Source organism: Cohnella fermenti (genome assembly GCF_004801405.1).
GTDB classification, from domain to species: Bacteria; Bacillota; Bacilli; order Paenibacillales; family Paenibacillaceae; genus Cohnella; species Cohnella fermenti.
Genome location: NZ_SSOB01000010.1, coordinates 66,412 through 83,729 on the forward strand (window position 1 = coordinate 66,412; position 17,318 = coordinate 83,729).

The window sequence follows — 17,318 nt, forward strand, 5'->3', positions numbered from 1 at the left end:
TTCGCTCAGGAATCCTCGTTTGCTCCTCACACTCCCAGCCAACCGTTCCCTCTCCCGCCGCTTACGTCTCCTCTCTCTTTCGCTCAGGAATCCTCGTTTGCTCCTCACACTCCCAGCCAACTGTTCCCTCTCCCGCCGCTTACGTCTCCTCTCTCTTTCGCTCAGGTTCGCTAATTCTGCCGCTTAGGTTGCGCATGTCCGATTCGAGCAGATCAGTCAGCGCGCCATCGTCTTCCTGAGCGAGGGGAAGAAGATACGTAATAGTACAATGGCACAATGGTGCGATGTGATGGTATATTGCGTTGATGCGGTGACGCGGCGCGTTGGTGTGGTGCGTTGGTGTGGTGCGTTGGTACGATGCGGTGCTGCGGTGCCGCATACAGTGCAGCGATGCAGTGATGCAGTGATGCGGCGCGTTGGTTCAGTGAGTTGGTATGGTGCGTTGGTGTATTGGTTCGGGAAACACTGGTATTAACTCAGGGGGCGCCAAGGCATGGTACGGTACGAAGTCGGCGGGGGCGATCCCTGGGGAGGTTCGTAGTAGGACTCGTGTCGGCCAACCTCTTCCTCAGCCTCCCGTGACGCTGCTCGCTCCACTGGTCCGGTGGCTGTTACGATTTTATGCGAATTTTCACATTCGTTGGCTTGAATTGGAACAAATTGAAGCGTTTTATGTGATTTTTCGTTTATATGCGGCAGTTCGAGCCAACAATTTCTCCATGTATGCTATTTTTCACATTTAATTGCTCAAACGGCCTGCTATCGGGGTTTGCGAATATGAATTTTCGCATAAATTCGGGTATCCGGCGTAAGAATGGCGGATGTAACTGTCGGAGTTACTGGGGAGCTGGTATGGTGCTGGTACGATACTGGTACGGGCGCCGGTGCGGGTGCGGGTACTGGGACGGGCGCTGGCGCGGATACTGGGACGGGTACTGGGACGGGTGCGGGTGTCGGTACCGGGGATACGGTGGTATGCGGGGAGAGGGATTGGTGTGCCGAAAATAGTTGTCTGGGCGCGTGACGGCGTTCCTGAGTAAACGGGAGCAGAGGCATAATGCGAGCAGAGGCAGGATGATGTGCTGCGGACACTCCCATCTGCCGCCATGCAAGATAAGAAGAGGCCCGGAGGGCCGCCGGCGCGGCGGTTCCGGGCCTTCTGCATATCTACTTGCGATTATTTGCTCTTCGCCGCGTACTCCTCGGCCCAGGCTTGCACCTTGGCGAGTTCGGCTTCGGCGCGTTCGATGGCGGCCGACACTTGCACGGAGGCGGTGCCGCCGTAGACGTTGCGCGCGTTGACGACGGTCTCCGGCTTCAGCACCTCGTAGATGCGGTCGTCGAACAGCGAGGAGAACTGCTTGAACTCGTCCAGCGTCAGATCGAGCAGGAACTTGTTCTGCTGGATGCAGTACAGCACGGTCTTGCCGATGACTTCGTGCGCCTGGCGGAACGGCATGCCCTTGTTCACGAGGAAGTCGGCAATGTCCGTCGCGTTCGAGAAGTCCTGGTCGACGGCGCGGCGCATCTTGTCCTTGCGCACCTTCATCGTCTCGACCATCGGAGCGAACAGTTGAAGCGCGCCCTGGAGCGTCTTCACCGTGTCGAACATGCCTTCCTTGTCCTCTTGCATGTCCTTGTTGTAGGCCAGAGGCAGAGACTTCAATACGGTCAGCAGGCCGATGAGGTTGCCGTATACGCGCCCCGTCTTGCCGCGGACAAGCTCCGGAACGTCCGGGTTCTTCTTCTGCGGCATGATGCTCGAGCCGGTGCAGAAGGCGTCGTCAAGCTCGACGAACTGGAACTCGGTGCTCGACCACAGGATCAGTTCCTCGCTCAGGCGGGAGAGGTGCGTCATGATCAGCGACGCGCCGGCAAGGAACTCGACGATGAAGTCGCGGTCGCTGACGGCGTCGAGGCTGTTCTCGTAGACGCGGCCGAAGTTCAGCAGCTTCGCCGTGTACAGGCGATCGATGGCGAACGTCGTGCCGGCGAGCGCGCCCGCTCCGAGCGGAAGCGCGTCGATCCGCTTGTAGCTGTCCTGCAGGCGCTCGATGTCGCGGCCGAACATGGACACGTACGCCATCAGGTGATGGGCTAACAGGATCGGCTGCGCGCGCTGCAGGTGGGTGTAGCCCGGCACGATCGTGTCGAGGTTCGCCTTGGCTTGCCCGATCAGCGCCGTCTGGAGCTTGGAGAGCAGGCCGACGAACTCGACGACGCGCTTGCGCAGGTACAGGTGCATGTCGGTCGCAACCTGGTCGTTCCGGCTGCGGCCGGTGTGCAGCTTGCCGCCGACCGGGCCGATCTCGTCGATCAGCGTCTTCTCGATGTTCATGTGAATGTCTTCGTCCGCGATCGCGAATTCGATCTCGCCGCGCTGAATCCGGTTGCGCACCTTCAGCAGCCCTTCCTTGATCGTCTCCACGTCGTCCGCCGGCAGGATGCCGCACTTGCCCAGCATCGTCACGTGCGCCAGGCTGCCTTGGATGTCTTCCTCGGCCAGTTCCTTGTCGAACAGAATCGATGCGGTATATTCTTCGACCAGTTGGTCGGTCTTCTTGGTGAATCGTCCGCCCCACAGCTTGCTCATGATCGTCGCTGGCTCCCTTCGCTTACCCGTTCAGGCCGGAAGCGCCGTTCACTCCGGAGGATACTTTAAGGCGCAGCGCGTTCAGGCGAATGAAGCCGGTCGCGTCGCCTTGGTCGTACGCTTGGGTCGGGTCGGCCTCCATCGTCGCGATATGCGGGTTGTACAGGCTGACCGGGCTCTTCAGGCCGGCGGCCAGGATGTTGCCCTTGTACAGCTTCAGGCGAACGGTGCCCGTGACGTTCTTCTGGCTCTCGTCGACGAGAGCTTGGATGGCCAGACGCTCCGGCGCGAACCAGAAGCCGTTGTACACGAGGGAAGCGTACTTGGAGATAAGCGAGTCGCGCAGGTGCATGACATCGCGGTCCATCGTCAGCGATTCCATCTTGCGGTGAGCGGTGAACAGAATCGTGCCGCCAGGCGTCTCGTATACGCCGCGGCTCTTCATGCCGACGAACCGATTCTCCACCATGTCCACGCGTCCGATCCCGTGCTTGCCGCCGAGCTCGTTCAGCTTCTCCATGACGTCCAGCGGCGACATTTTCTGCCCATTGATTGCCACACAATTGCCGCCCTCGAAGTCCAACTCCACGTACTCCGCCTGATCCGGAGCCTTCTCCGGGGAGACGCTGAGCACATACATGTCCTGCACGTCGTCCGCGCTGGAGTCGAACCACGGGTCCTCGAGCATGCCGCTCTCGAAGCTGATGTGCAGCAGGTTGCGGTCCATCGAATACGGCTTCGCCGCGGACGCCTGAACGTTGATGCCGTGCTTCTCGGCATAAGCGATCATCTCGGCGCGTCCCGGAAACGCGTTGCGGAACGTCTCATCGCGCCAAGGTGCGATCACTTTAATGTCGGGAGCCAGAGCGGCGGCGGTCAGCTCGAAGCGGACCTGGTCGTTGCCCTTGCCGGTTGCGCCGTGGGCGATGGCCGTCGCGCCTTCCGCGCGGGCGATGTCGACCATGCGCTTGGCGATCAGCGGGCGCGCGATCGACGTGCCGAGCAGGTACTGGCCTTCGTACAGCGCGCCGGCCTGGAACATCGGATAGATGAAGTCCTTCGCGAATTCGGCGCGCAGGTCGTCGATGTACACCTTGGAGGCGCCGGTCTTGATCGCCTTCTCTTCGAGGCCGTCCAGCTCGTCCTTCTGGCCGATGTCGGCGGTGAAGGTGATGATCTCGGCGTCGTACGTCTCCTTAAGCCAAGTCAGAATAACGGAAGTGTCGAGGCCGCCGGAGTAGGCGAGCACGATTTTTTCTTTAGCCATGAGGGGATAAACTCTCCTTCGTCACATGAATATCGTACGTAAATTACATAATCGCGGCCATGATGGCCTTCTGCGCGTGCAGGCGGTTCTCCGCTTCGTCGAAGATAACGGAGTTGCGGCCGTCGATGACGCCTTCGCTCACTTCTTCGCCGCGATGCGCCGGCAAGCAGTGCATGAACAGATAGTCCGAATGCGCGTGGCTGACAAGCGCCTCGTTGACCTGGTAGTTCTTGAAGGCGCGCTCGCGCTCCTTCTGCTCCTCCTCGAAGCCCATGCTCGCCCACACGTCCGTGTAGATGACGTCGGCGTTCTCCACGGCTTCGCGCGCATCGCGCAGGATGTCGACCTTGGCACCCGTCTCGGAGGCGAACTGGCGCGCCAGGCGAACCTGCTCGGCGTCCGGGTCGTAGCCTTCCGGAGACGCGCTCGCGAAGTGCATGCCCAGCTTGCTTGCCCCGATCATGAGGGAGTGCAGCATGTTGTTGCCGTCGCCGATGTAGGCGACCTTCAGCCCCTCAAGCTTGCCCTTCTTCTCGAACACCGTCTGGTAATCGGCGAGCGCCTGGCACGGATGCGACAGGTCGGACAGCGCGTTGATGACCGGAACGGTCGCGGAGCGGGCCAGCTCGACGACGTTGCGATGGCCGAACGTGCGGATGATCATGCCGTCCAGGTAGCGGGACATGACCATCGCCGTATCGCGGATCGTCTCCCCGCGGCCCATCTGAATGTCGTTCTTGCTCAGGAACAGCGCGTGTCCGCCGAGCTGGTACATGCCCACCTCGAAGGAGATGCGCGTGCGCGTCGAGGACTTCTCGAAGATCATGCCGAGCGTCTTGCCCTTCAGCGGCTGATAGATCTCGCCGTTCTTCTGCTTGCGCTTCAAGTCGACAGCCAATTCGATCAGGTAACGGATCTCCTCCGGCTTGTAATCCACCAATCCGAGAAAATCGCGGCCCTTAAGGCCCGCAGCAAGCTCCTCCACGTTAGCGGTCGGGAACATGGCGATTCCTCCTTTGCTTCTCTGTATTTTTTAGTTAGCGGCAGCCGTCAGTTGCTCGGACAGGACAGAGGCCAGAATGCTTACCGCCTCGGTAATCTCTTCTTCGGCAATAAGCAGGTTCGGGAGCAGGCGCAGCACGTTCGGCCCCGCCGTGATGACGAGCAGGCCGCGCTCTTGCAGCGCAGCGACGATGTTCGCCACCGGGCCCGTGCATTCGATGCCGACGATCAGGCCGCGGCCGCGCACGTCCACGACGTTCGGCAGCTCGCCCAGCGCCGAGCGCAGGCTGTCGATCAGCAGCTTGCCGGACTCGGCCGCGCGCTGCGGCGCCTGCTCGATCAGCATCGTCTCGATCGTGGCGATGACCGCCGCCGTGGCGATCGGCGTTCCGCTGAACGTCGAGCCGTGCGAGCCGGCGTTGAACGCCGGGATGAGCGGAGCCTTCGCCAGCATGGCGCCGATCGGGAAGCCGCTGCCGATGCCCTTCGCAAGGGTGAAAATATCCGGTTCGACGCCATAGTGCTCATAAGCGAACAGCTTGCCGGTGCGCCCCATTCCCGTCTGGATCTCGTCGAGAATGAGCAGGATGCCCTCGCGGTCGCACAGCTCGCGCACGTCGCGCACAAACTGCGGGTCCGCTTCGATGATGCCGCCTTCGGCCTGAATCAGCTCGAGCATGATCGCGGCCGTCTTGTCGGTGATAACCGCCTTCAGCGCTTCGATGTCGTTAAGCGGCGTATGGACGAAGCCGACCGGCAGCGGCAGGAAGCCTTCCTTCACCTTATCTTGCCCCGTCGCCGTCAGCGTCGCCAGCGTGCGCCCGTGGAACGACTGCGTGAACGTCACAATCTCGTAGCGCCCGTTGCCGAGCACCTTCTGGTGGTAGCGGCGGGCGATCTTGATCGCCGCCTCGTTCGCTTCGGCGCCGCTGTTGCAGAAGAACACGGCGTCGGCGCAACTGTTGTCGGTCAGCAGCTTGGCCGCCTTCTCCTGGTTCGGGGTGTAGAACAGGTTGGACACGTGCCACAGCTCGTCGAGCTGCTCGGCCACGGCGTTCTTGACGCGTTCCGGCACATGGCCGAGGCTGGTGACCGCGATTCCGGTCATGAAGTCCAGGTACTCCTTGCCCTGATCGTCCCACAGACGGCTGCCCTTCCCCTTCACTAAGGTAATCGGATAGCGCGCGAACGTTGGGAACAAACTGCTCATCTCGATCTCTCCTTTCCAACCTGTAATGGGATTAACCTTTAACCTCGCAAAATTCGGGTGCCGATGCCGCCTTCGCGGACGGCCTTGCTGAGCACCTTCGGCACGGAGCCGTCGACGATCAGCACTTCCTTCACGTCGCCGTGCAGACAGCTCATCGCCGCCCGCACCTTCGGGATCATGCCGCCGTAAATCTCGCCGCTTGCGATCATCTCCTCGATGTCCGCGAACGTAACCTCCGGCAGCACTTGCTTCTCTCCGTCTGCGGTTCTCATGATGCCCGGAACGTCCGTCACCACGATCATTCGCTCGACGCCCAGCCCGGAAGCGACCGCTCCCGCCGCCGTGTCGGCGTTGATGTTGTAGCGCTGGCTGCCCCTGTCGATGCCGATCGGCGCGATGACCGGCAGGTAGCCCAGCCTCAGGATGCCCTCGATCAGCTCCGCGTTGACGCCCACGGTGTCGCCGACGAAGCCGAGCTCATCCGCGTTCGCGACCGGCTTCGCTTCGATCAGGAGGCCGTCCGTGCCGGACAGGCCGAGCGCCCTCGCGCCGTTCTGCTGCAGCTTGCGCACGATCTCCTTGTTGATGCGTCCGGCGAGCACCATCTCGACGACCTCAAGGGTCGCCTCGTCGGTCACGCGCAGCCCGTTCACGAATCGGCTCTCGATGCCGAGCTTGCCGAGCGTCTCGTTGATGGCCGGCCCGCCCCCGTGGACGATGACCGTCTCCACTCCGCTCTCCTGCAGTTCCCGTATATCTTGGAAAAAAACGTCCGGAAGGGCAGCCAGCGTGCTGCCCCCGCACTTCATCACGAATCGGTTCATGCGTGCATCCCCCTTACGTCCGGTAGGCGGCATTGATCCGGACGTAGTCGTACGTCAGATCGCAGCCCCAGGCGACCGCTTGCCCGCTGCCGTCGTTCAGGTCGACGCGAATGGCGACCGTGTCGCCCTTCAGGTAGACGAGCGCCGCGTCTTCGTCGAACGGAACCGGCCGCGACTGCTGGAGCACGGAGATGTCGCCGAGCTTGATGTCGACCGTGTGCACGTTGACCGGACGCCCCGCGCGGCCGATCGCCGCGATGATGCGGCCCCAGTTCGCGTCCGCGCCGAACGCGGCCGACTTCACAAGGCTCGAGCCGATGATCGTCTTCGCAATCGCCTGCGCGTCGTCGTCGGACTTGGCGCCGACGATCGTCGTCTCGATCAGCTTCGTCGCGCCTTCGCCGTCGCGGGCGATCGCCTTCGCCAGCACTTCGCACACGTAGCGCAGGCCGTCGGCGAACGCCGCGAAGTCCGGATGCTCGCGCGTCAGCTCCTTGTTGCCCGCGAGGCCGCTCGCCATCGCCACCAGCATGTCGTTCGTGCTCGTGTCGCCGTCGACGGTGATCATGTTGAACGTCACGTTCGTCGCTTCGCGCAGCAGCTCCTGCAGCAGACTCGGCGAGATCTCCGCATCCGTCGTGACGAAGCCGAGCATTGTCGCCATGTTCGGATGGATCATGCCGGAGCCCTTGGCCGCGCCCGCAATCGTTACATCCTGCCCGTCCACCAGGACACGGACGCAGGACGTCTTCTTCACGAGGTCGGTCGTCAGGATCGCCTGGCTGAACTCCTCGGCCCCCCGCTCATCCGCCGCCAGGGCGGACGGAAGCTTGGCGATGCCGGCCGATACCCGGTCCATTCGCAACAATTCGCCGATTACGCCCGTGGAAGCTACCGCAACCTGGTGCTTCGGAACGCCGAGCGCTTCCGCCAGCTCGGACCGCATCGTCCGTGCGTCGTCTTCGCCTTGCTTGCCGGTGCACGCATTGGCGTTGCCGCTGTTGACAAGCATCGCGCGCAGCTTGCCTTCCTCCGCCAGGCTCTCCCGAGTCACCTGAAGCGGAGCCGCCTGGAACAAATTCGTCGTATACACGGCCGCCGCCGCAGCGGGAACGTCGCATACAATAACTCCGAGATCGTTCCTGTCCGTCTTCTTCAGACCGCAATGCAGTCCGCCTGCCTTAAATCCCTTGGGCGTCGTAACGCCTCCCTCGATGATAGCGAATGTCTTCCCCATGGTCGCTCTCGTGCCTCCGTATCGGGTCAATTATGGATATACCGGCGTAAACAGCAAGCCCAGCGTCTCGTCCCAGCCCATCATCAGGTTCAGGTTCTGGATCGCCTGGCCGGCCGCGCCCTTGACGAGGTTGTCGATGACGGAGATGATCGTGATTCTTCCCGTCCTCGCGTCCACGTTCATGCCGATGTCGCAGTAGTTGGAGCCGTACACTTCCTTCGTCGCCGGATACGTCCCGACCGGACGAACCCGCACGAAGCGGCGCCCCTCGTAGAACTGCCGATACAGCTCGTTGAAGTCGGAGCTTGTGCGGCTCTTGTCCGTCAGCGTCGCGTACATCGTGCTCATGATCCCCCGGGTCATCGGGACGAGGTGCGTCGTGAACGTCGTCGTGACCGGCCGCCCGGCCGCGCGCGACAGAATCATCTCGATCTCCGGCGTATGCTGATGCTGTCCGACCTTGTACGCCTTGAAGTTCTCGTTCACCTCGGAGAAGTGGTTCGCCATGCTGAGGCCGCGCCCGCCGCCGGATACGCCCGTCTTCGAGTCGATGATGATCGTGTCCGGATCGATCCAGCCCGCCTTGACGGCCGGGTACAGGCCAAGCGTCGTCGCCGTCGGGAAGCAGCCCGGGTTGGAGATGAAGTCCGCTCCCTTCACTTCGTCCCCGAACAGCTCGCTCATCGCGAACACGGCGCGGTCCAGGTAGCTCGTCTCCGGCGCTTCCTTCTTATACCACTGCGCGTAGACGTCCGTGTCCTTCAGCCGGAAGTCGCCGGACAGGTCGATGACCTTCAGGCCCGCATCCAGCAGGGAAGGCGCGAGCTTCGTGCTGACGCCGTGCGGAGTCGCGAGGAAAACAACGTCCGCCTTGCTCTTAATCAGCTCCGGATCGATGGCGTCCAGCGTGTCCGTGACGATCTCGATCAGATGAGGATATCCTTCCGAATACAGCGTCCCCGCGTTCGACGAGGAGACGACCGAGGTGACCGTCACGTTCGGGTGAGCGGCCAGCAGGCGAATCAGCTCGACCCCGCCGTAGCCGGTGGAGCCGACGATCGCGGCGCGTACTTGAGTTCCGTGTGTCATCGCTATCTCTCCCATTCAGGCAAAGCCTTTTTTTCTACATCATCATCTCTATGGTCATTCCGGCTTATCCGCCGACTAATATCTTCTATGAAGTCCATATTGTTCTTCAGACAAACCTTCCTCATTGTAACGAATTACGGCAGGGAATGAAAGGTCGAATCTGTGTGGTCGTCGCGTCGCTATCGCTCCCAAGCCACGGCTCGGCATCTGCTCGGTCTCTGCATGCCCCCTGTCCCGCTGCCGCTTGGCCTCCGCTCGGTTCGGGTCGGTAATTCTGTATTATTATACATCCGAAAGTGTATTTATACAACGGTTATTCACGGGGGATTCGCAGGAGATTCGCAGGAGATTCGCAGGGGATTCACAGCCTTATCTCGCGTGGGCTCATTGCGTGGGCTCGTTGTGCGGGGCTATGACAAATACGGGGCTGCGGCAAATATATGTTAAAAACCACATTCATTCGCGCCGCTGGCCCCCGAATTGCCGAATGAATACGAAAAACCGCATACATATGCTGCTCGAGCCCCGCCACATGCCCAATGAATGCGAAAAACCGCATACATTCGGCCTCTAGCCCCCTCCAACCGACGCATGAATGCCAAAAATCACATAAAATCCGGCTCCGCCTAACCTCCAGCCTCGAAATCCGCCCATCAACGCGCCAATGGATCATCGCAAACGAGAAATAGCGGCACAGGGATCGCTCCCTTATGCCGCTATTCTCATCTTGCGTTGCTCAGCTTGCATTGCTGTTCGTGCGCTGCTCTCAGCCTAAAGGCGGACGCTCGCCGGCGGTCAGCGGACCAGCTTGAGCAAGCGGTACAGCACAGCCGCGGCTTCGGCACGGGTGGACGTTGCGGTCGGCGCGAAGCTGCCGTCGCCCTTGCCGCCCATCAGCCCGAGCTCGCTGGCCAGCTTCACGGCGGACGCCGCGTAGGCGGAGATGGACGCTGCGTCCTTGAAGCCGGATGCGGCCGAATCGGAAGCCGCGCCGCTTGCGGTTCCGTTCGCAGTTCCGCTTGCCGCGCCGCTCGCATTCAGAACCTTGGCGGCCTTCGCGATCAGAACGGCCATGTCCTGCCGGCTGATCGGGTCCAACACGCCGAACGTGCCGTCGGTGCGGCCGGTGACGATGCCGAGCTTCTGCGCGGAGGCCACCGCCTCCTCGTACCAGGCCCCGGCCTTCACGTCGCTGAAGGTTGCCGTCGCCGACTCGTCCGCGAGATCGAACGCTGCGACCAGCATCGTGACGAATTCCGCGCGCGTCACCTCGCCGGTCGGGTTGAAGCGGCCGTCGCCGACTCCCTGAACTGCCCCGCGCGCAGCGAGCGCCGCGATCGGTTCGGCCGCCCATGCCGCAGTCGGCATGTCGGAGAAGCTGACTTTGTTGTATGCCGCCGCATAGACGCTGAAGTGCTGCGGACGGAAGACGGCGCTGCCGGACGTCTTGTCGTAGTAGCCGTTCTTGACGACGTCAAGGCCGCCGTCATCGTTCAGATAATACACGATAACCTGCTCCGTCTTCTCGTCTGCCTTCGGCGTGTACGGAAGCTTGACGGACAAGTCCCCGCGGGCGCCGAACTCGCCGATCTTCTTGCCGTCGACAAGCAGCTCGAAGTCATATGCTTCGTTGTCGCCCAGAGCGGCCAAGGCTGCCGCCGAGAGCGTCGAACGATCGACCTTGCCGACGGTGAGCTGCAACTGCTCCGGATTCGTCCCGGCCTTCGCGAGAAGGTCCGCGGAGATCGTAATTGTGGCGAAGCCGACGTCGAGCACAAGCCGCTCGATCCCGCTGCCATTGCTGTTGCCGTTCTCGCCGCCGCTGCCATTGCCGTTGCCGCTGCCGTCGGTGCCAGTCAGAATCGCCTTCAGCGGCACGGTTGCCACGACCGTCTTCGTTCCTTCCTCCGGCCGAACGACGATGCCGACGGAGCCGTCCGACGAGCCGCTTATCGCTTGGCTCAGGGCCGCTTCCGTCACGTCCGCCTTAGCGACGCCTTGGGCGTCCGGCTTCGGCTTCGAGGTAATCGTCCCCTTCTCCACCGACTCCCCGCTCGGAGTCGTCACGACTGTCGATCCCGGATCGGTCGTCCCCGGATTGTTCGTGCCGGGGTCCGTCCCGTCGCCCGTGCGGGTAACCGTCAGCACAATCGTCTTCGTCGCCTGGCTGGCGCGGCCGTCGTCGGTGTACCACGACTGGTCGATCGTCGCCTGCGTCGGCTCGATATGAAGCTCGAACTTGTTCGTTCCGACAGCGAGTGGAATGCCCGGCAGATAGACGTTGCCGTAGTCATCCATCGCATCCGACGGGATCGATTCGCCGTTGATCGTGAATGCAACGCCGTACGGAACCGTTGCCTGGAGCGTAAACGAATCGTCATCGGTCGTATACGCGATATTGTCGCCGTAAGAGATTCTCGGCATCGTGACGATCATCGGCATGTCGACCCAACGCAACACATAGTCGTCTACAATCATTTTGTTGCCGCCCTGGTTGCGGATGGTCAGCTTCATGTTCGTATCGGTGGAGCTGTACGCCCAGTTGCCGTAGTCCGCGGTGTCGTTCTCCGTCCGAGTATGGCTGGTGAACGCCTCCGTATTCCAGTCGCCTCTCGTGTACTTGTATTCAATGGACTTGCCCGCCATCATCTTGAACGTATACTCGACGACATTGCGGTCGGTCGCCCCGCTCGGCACGTTCAGCTTGCCGCCGTTCGCGCTCCAGCCGTTGATCGTGCCCGCAATATAGATGCTGTCCGTCGCCGGCGTGTAGCCAGGCAGATGCAAGCGGAGCGTGACATCCACCATAACGAGCTTCGGCGTTACGCTCTGCTCGTCGGAATAAGCCCGGTTGTAGGAGGCGTCGATGGCGGCCACACGGTACGTGTAGCTCGTTCCGTTCGACACGGTATAGTCCGTATAGGTGAGCGCGCTGCGTAGAGTCGCGATCTTCGCATAGGAACCGGTTCCCGACTTGCGATACACCTCGTACGCAACCGCGTCTGAGCTCGATGACGTCCAGCTCAGGTTCGCCTGCCCGGATTCCACCAGAATGGAGGCAAGCTCCGGAGCGGCTGGCGGAATGACGTCGCTCTCGTCGGCCAACGCGTGCATGGTCGTCTCTTCGGACGCCGCGAACGTCTCTTCGTTGTCCGTGGAAGCCATCGCGTAATAATGGTAAGTGCCCGGCGCCGTCGGCTCGAACTTCGCCTTGTACACCTTGGATGCTCCGTCGTCGCGCAGGTACGTCATCGCGTACTCGACCGAATTCTCTTCGTCCCCTTCCTGATAGACAACCAGGTACACCGACAGGTGAGGAGCCTCAATACCGGCCAGCCCGGAATCGTCCGTCAGTCCCGGCACGTTAACCGCTGCCTCAATATCGTCCGTCGCGTTGCCGAAGCCGATGACGAGATCGTTCGCCCGGCTTGGCGCGCCGACGCTGCCGATCGGGAAGAACGGGGTCGCGGAGACCATGTCCTGAAGCAAGCTCTCCCCCGCTCCTTGCGTTGTCGTTACCGCATAGTAGTACTTGATGCCGTTCGTTACGGTCAGGTCGACGTACCCCGGCGTCTCGACGGAACCGAGGAACGAGAGCTCGCCCCCTTCGATCGGAGCGCGGTAGACGCGATAGCCGTCTGCGCCTTCCACCGCATCCCAGCTCAGCGTGACGCTGCCGTTGCCGCCGATCGCCTGCACGTTCGCCGGCGCTTCAACGCTGACGAGTTCACCGTCCGACAGCATCATAAGCCCGGTCAGCGCCGGAACCCTCAGGCTGATCTTGCCGCCGGCGACCGTTCCTTCGATCTCGCCGCCCAGCAGATCCGTCAGCTTCGTCCCGTCCGGCAGATAGCCGGTCACGTCCGCCGAGATGACGGCTGCCTCGCTGCCGCTGTTGATGACGACGAGCGCGCCCTTCGTCTCGTTCTTGCGGGCATAAGCGATCACATTGCCCTGCGCGTAAGCCAGCTTAAGATCGCCGGTACGGAACACGTCGTTGTCGTTCCGCACGGCCGCCGCCGTCTTGTACGTCTCGTACAGATCGGCGTAGCGCCCCTTCGCGCTGTAGTCCCCGTGCGATTCGGAGATTCTCTCCCACGGGAACGTGCGGCGAGAGTCGGGGTCCTTCGTTCCCGTCACGCCGACTTCGTCGCCGTAGTAGACCGTCGGAGCCCCCGGATAGCCCATCTGGAAAATCGCGATCAAAGCCTGCTGCTTCAGGGCTGTGTCCGAAGCTTCCGGCGCGATTTTCATATTCTCCTCTTCCCAGGTCGGGTTGTCGAGCTTCGTCAGCGAGCGCACCGTGTCGTGCGAATCGACGAGGTTCAGCATCGCCAGCCACGCTTCCTCCGGATAATCCTCGCGGATGCGCTCGAGCGCCGCGTTCAGATTCGCCGCGTTGCCCGCGCTTGCGTCCCCCTTCGCTCCGTTAATGATGAAGTCCTGGATCGCTCCGCGGAAGCGGTAATTCATGACCGAGTCGAACTGGTCGCCGAGCAGGTACTTCGTTGCCACGCCCCACTCCTCGCCCAGAATGACCGGCTCGTCGATCGCCTTGCCGTTCGCGTCCGTCCGCCCGGCAACCGACTTGACCGCCTCGCGGAACTTCTGCCACGTGCCGCTCGACACGTCCGGCGCGACATCCAGCCGCCAGCCGCTCGAGCCCATCCACATCCACCGCTGCGACGCCGTCTCTTGCATTGCCGCATCGGCGTCCTCGTCGGACAGCCCCGACAGGTCGTAGCCGATGACGTTGTCCCGATAGTCGATATTGTTCCATTCGTGCTGGCCGTCCAGCGCCTCGGAATCCCCGTCCTGAGGCTCCTTCGCGTCCATCGCCGGCAACGAGTCGTACCCCCACCAAGCGTCGTAGCTGTAATGGGTCGTCGTCGTGCTGTCCTTATCGAAGTCGGTCGTGTCGCCGATCGTGAACCAGGTCGTGAAGCCGAAGTCGTCCGGATAGACGTAATTGCGGCCCGTCGTCGGGTTGATCTGGCTCGTGAACGAAGCGATGACCGATTGCTCCGCCTGCTCCTGCGTCCAGGTCGGATGGGCCTTCTTCGTGTCCCACACCTTCGCCCAGTATTCGTAAGCCCCGATCTCCGGATATTTCTCGTAGCGATCGAAGTAGATCGAATCGTCGCCCACGTGATTGAACACACCATCGTTAATAATGCGAATGCCCGCCTGTGCCGCCGCTTTGGCGAACGTCTCGAAGACGGCGTCCGATTTTTGCCTCGTCTCGTCGTAATTCAATCCCGAAGTCGGATCTCCCGGCGTGTTGTACACCGGCTCTCCGAACATCGGATCAAGATGCTTGTAGTCGGTCGCGTCATACTTGTGGTTGGAGGATGCCCAAGCGACCGGATTCAGGTAAATCGCCGTGACGCCGAGCTGCTTCAGGTAATCGAGCTTCTGCTGCACGCCCTGAATGTCCCCGCCGTAGAACTCGTTGCCCCACACGCCGTCCGTCTTCGCATCCGGATAATAAGGAGCGTTCACGGCCGTGCTGCGGTCCGGACGCTCCGGCACGTCGCTCCAGTCACCCCACACCTGGTCCGGAGCCGGGTCGTTCGTCACTCCCCCGTCGTAGTATTGCAGCGGATTCACCGTGATTTGCCCCGCGTTGTCCCCCGTCTCCGAACGAACCCCGCGAGAGCCGTCCACCAGCTTCGCCCGGTTGTTGCTCTCCTCGCCATCGAAGAACCGGTCCGGGAAAATCTGATAAACAACCGAGTTCTTCATCCAGTCCGGAGTCCGATAGTCCGCCGCGTAGACGGTCAGGTTAAACGGCACCGCACCGTCCGATACGACCGTTCCCGTTCCGCCGCTGTCGTTGTCGTCCCCGTATTCCAGCTTGGCCGAGCCGTCGACCAAGATGAACTTGTACCCCCAGATCCCAATCTCGTCGAAAATCCCGCTGTCCAGCACGACCTCATAGTAGTCGAGATCCCCTACTGTTGTTGTCCGGCGCATGGGGTAGGTGGAAGCAAGTCCCTCTCCGTTCGTCAGTTCGACCCGCGCGACCTGCACGTCGTCATGGCCGACCGCGATGCGCAGCGTCAGGTTCTCTTCGCCTTGCTTGATCGCTCCGAACGGCTTCTTGAACGTTACCGACCAACTGTCGAAGGCGATCTTCGACGCGTCGAGCTTGCCGTCGTACTTGCCGCTGCCGATCGTGTAATCCGCCGCAAGCAGCTTCGGATCGTCCGTCTGGCTGAAGGAGAACGTCACGTCCGCCGCGTCCGCGAGCTTGAAGACGTAGTTGCCTCCGGACGCTCCGAAGTTCTCGTCGTCCCAGGTCGCGCCCATGACGACCTTGGCTTCATAGCCGCCTGCAGGCAGCGTGCGCTGCAGCATGTAGACCGTGTTGTCGAAGTAATAGTCGACGAACATCTGGGTCGCGAGCTCCGGCTTCCAGTCCTCCGCATCCCCCATCTCCGTCTGCAGGTCGCCGACGAGTCTCGGCCACTTGTCTGCAGCGACCGCCGGCGCGTAACGCTGAATCCCCGTCAGCGTTGCGCTGTCGGGAGCCTCGAGCCTGACCTGATTCGTCTCCCCATTCAGGTAGAAGTTGATCTTGGCCGCCTTGGTCAGCGTAAGCCCAATATTGTTGCCGTCCACAGAGCTGGCGATTGCGTCCGCCCAATCCCCGTTCTTCGTGATCTTGAACTCGTAGCTCCCCGCCTCCAGCACCGCCGAGTAGGCGTAATATTCGCCGACCAGGTGCTTCATGCGGGTAACGGTTCCGCTCGGCGTCCAATCGCCGGACTCCCCGAGCGCCGCCTGGAAGTTGCCCGCGAGAACCCACTTCGTCTTGCCGCCTGGCTGCTCGACGATCGTATCCGCCACCGGAAGCGCTTCCGGTTCGCCGGTGTACAGCTTCTTCGGTTCGGCCCCCTGGTCGAAGGTGAACGTCACCTCCTCGGAAACGCCCGCCACCTCGAAGGCATAATTGCCGCTCGAGCTTGTCGTTCCGAAGCTCTCGTCGTCGTCCCAGCTCGTCCCCATGATAACCTTGGCCTCGTAGCTGCCTGCAGGCAGCGTGCGCTGCAGCTTGTAGACCGTGTTGTCGAAGTTGTAATCGACGAACAACAACGTGGAGAGCTCCGGCTTCCAATTATCCGCCTCGCCGAGCGCCGTCTGCAGGCTGCCGACCAGCCTCGGCCACTGCTCCTCCGCGATCGCCGGAGCATACCGCTCGATTCCGGACACCGTCGCATCGTCCGGAGCCGAGATCCGCGCCTGCCTCGTCTCCCCGTTCACATAAATATTGACCTTGGCCGCCTCCGGCAACGCGAGCTCAATGTTGTTCTCATTGTTCTCCGTGCTGCCGATGGCTCCGGTCCAGCTTCCTCCCTGGGCCAGCTTAAATTCATAGTCCCCCGCGTCCAGCACGGCGGAGAACGCATAATACTCGCCGACCAGATGCGTCATCCGCGTCGCCGTGCCGTCCGTCTTCCAATCGTCGGACTCCCCGAGCGCCTTCTGGAGATTGCCCGCAACGACCCATGTCGCCTGGCCCCCCGGTTGCTCCAGGAAGCTGTCGGCGACAAGTGTGCCAACGTTTGCATAAACGGCGCTGCCAACCGAACCCTCGCCGTCTCCCTCTCCGGCATCTGCCGCCGATGCCATCCCGGCGAATAGCTGGAACACCAACGCCACGCTAAGCAGCACACTCCAGCCCCGCCGAACTCGTCTCCTCTTCGCCCTCTTGCCCTCCTGCATCCCCATGCTCATCCTCCTTCTGTCATTAACCAACCCGTGCCCAACTGCCTTGCGTGATTTGCTGTCTGTCGTGTGCACCTTGCCGATCTCTGCGACATGCTGATTTCTGCGACTTGCTGCCACGTGCGTCCTGCTGCCTACCTCTTGCTGTCTGTCTCCTGGCACCTTGCGTACCTTGCCGTCTTCCGCGTCTTGCCGCCGGTCTCTTGGCGCCTTGTGCGACTTGCCATCTTTACGCCTTGCCGCCTGGTGTGACTTGCTGCTCTGTGCAAGTCTCCGAATTAAACTGTGCAATCGTTTGTGCAATCGTTTGCACAAACACGGTGACACCGCTCTGTAAGCGGTTACCGTATCTCCTTTATCCTAGC

At 61.8% G+C, this 17,318-nt stretch carries 8 protein-coding genes; all 8 read right to left on the reverse strand.

What is annotated here, in order from left to right; all coding sequences use genetic code 11:
• Window positions 1-1,177: 1,177 nt before the first annotated feature.
• Complete coding sequence (gene argH / locus E6C55_RS09775; protein WP_136369603.1) at window positions 1,178-2,593, reverse strand: argininosuccinate lyase; 1,416 nt, start codon at window positions 2,591-2,593, stop codon at window positions 1,178-1,180.
• Between the two features lie 22 nt (window positions 2,594-2,615).
• On the reverse strand, window positions 2,616-3,860 hold the full coding sequence (locus tag E6C55_RS09780; protein ID WP_136369604.1) for an argininosuccinate synthase: 1,245 nt from the start codon (window positions 3,858-3,860) through the stop codon (window positions 2,616-2,618).
• Between the two features lie 43 nt (window positions 3,861-3,903).
• Entirely contained in the window at window positions 3,904-4,863 is a 960-nt protein-coding gene (gene argF / locus E6C55_RS09785; protein ID WP_136369605.1) for an ornithine carbamoyltransferase, read from the reverse strand.
• Between the two features lie 30 nt (window positions 4,864-4,893).
• Window positions 4,894-6,072, reverse strand: coding sequence for an acetylornithine transaminase (locus E6C55_RS09790; protein WP_136369606.1), 1,179 nt, complete (start codon window positions 6,070-6,072; stop codon window positions 4,894-4,896).
• A gap of 38 nt (window positions 6,073-6,110) precedes the next feature.
• Window positions 6,111-6,896, reverse strand: coding sequence for an acetylglutamate kinase (gene argB, locus E6C55_RS09795; protein WP_136369607.1), 786 nt, complete (start codon window positions 6,894-6,896; stop codon window positions 6,111-6,113).
• A 13-nt stretch (window positions 6,897-6,909) separates the two neighbouring features.
• The gene (gene argJ, locus E6C55_RS09800; RefSeq protein ID WP_136369608.1) at window positions 6,910-8,133 is read right to left on the reverse strand and encodes a bifunctional glutamate N-acetyltransferase/amino-acid acetyltransferase ArgJ; all 1,224 of its coding nucleotides are present in this window, start codon (window positions 8,131-8,133) and stop codon (window positions 6,910-6,912) included.
• 30 nt (window positions 8,134-8,163) lie between these two features.
• Window positions 8,164-9,222 (reverse strand): N-acetyl-gamma-glutamyl-phosphate reductase, encoded by a 1,059-nt coding sequence (gene argC / locus E6C55_RS09805; RefSeq protein ID WP_136369609.1) that lies wholly within the window; start codon window positions 9,220-9,222, stop codon window positions 8,164-8,166.
• Window positions 9,223-10,017: 795 nt separating this feature from the next.
• The gene (locus E6C55_RS09810; RefSeq protein WP_230986622.1) at window positions 10,018-16,956 is read right to left on the reverse strand and encodes a pullulanase X25 domain-containing protein; all 6,939 of its coding nucleotides are present in this window, start codon (window positions 16,954-16,956) and stop codon (window positions 10,018-10,020) included.
• Window positions 16,957-17,318: the final 362 nt, after the last annotated feature.

Bases quoted from the DNA above. Each gene is read 5' to 3' on its own strand.
- argH (WP_136369603.1), bottom strand. From the start codon at position 2,593: ATGAGCAAGCTGTGGGGCGGACGATTCACCAAGAAGACCGACCAACTG.
- E6C55_RS09780 (WP_136369604.1), bottom strand. From the start codon at position 3,860: ATGGCTAAAGAAAAAATCGTGCTCGCCTACTCCGGCGGCCTCGACACT.
- argF (WP_136369605.1), bottom strand. From the start codon at position 4,863: ATGTTCCCGACCGCTAACGTGGAGGAGCTTGCTGCGGGCCTTAAGGGC.
- E6C55_RS09790 (WP_136369606.1), bottom strand. From the start codon at position 6,072: ATGAGCAGTTTGTTCCCAACGTTCGCGCGCTATCCGATTACCTTAGTG.
- argB (WP_136369607.1), bottom strand. From the start codon at position 6,896: ATGAACCGATTCGTGATGAAGTGCGGGGGCAGCACGCTGGCTGCCCTT.
- argJ (WP_136369608.1), bottom strand. From the start codon at position 8,133: ATGGGGAAGACATTCGCTATCATCGAGGGAGGCGTTACGACGCCCAAG.
- argC (WP_136369609.1), bottom strand. From the start codon at position 9,222: ATGACACACGGAACTCAAGTACGCGCCGCGATCGTCGGCTCCACCGGC.
- E6C55_RS09810 (WP_230986622.1), bottom strand. From the start codon at position 16,956: ATGGGGATGCAGGAGGGCAAGAGGGCGAAGAGGAGACGAGTTCGGCGG.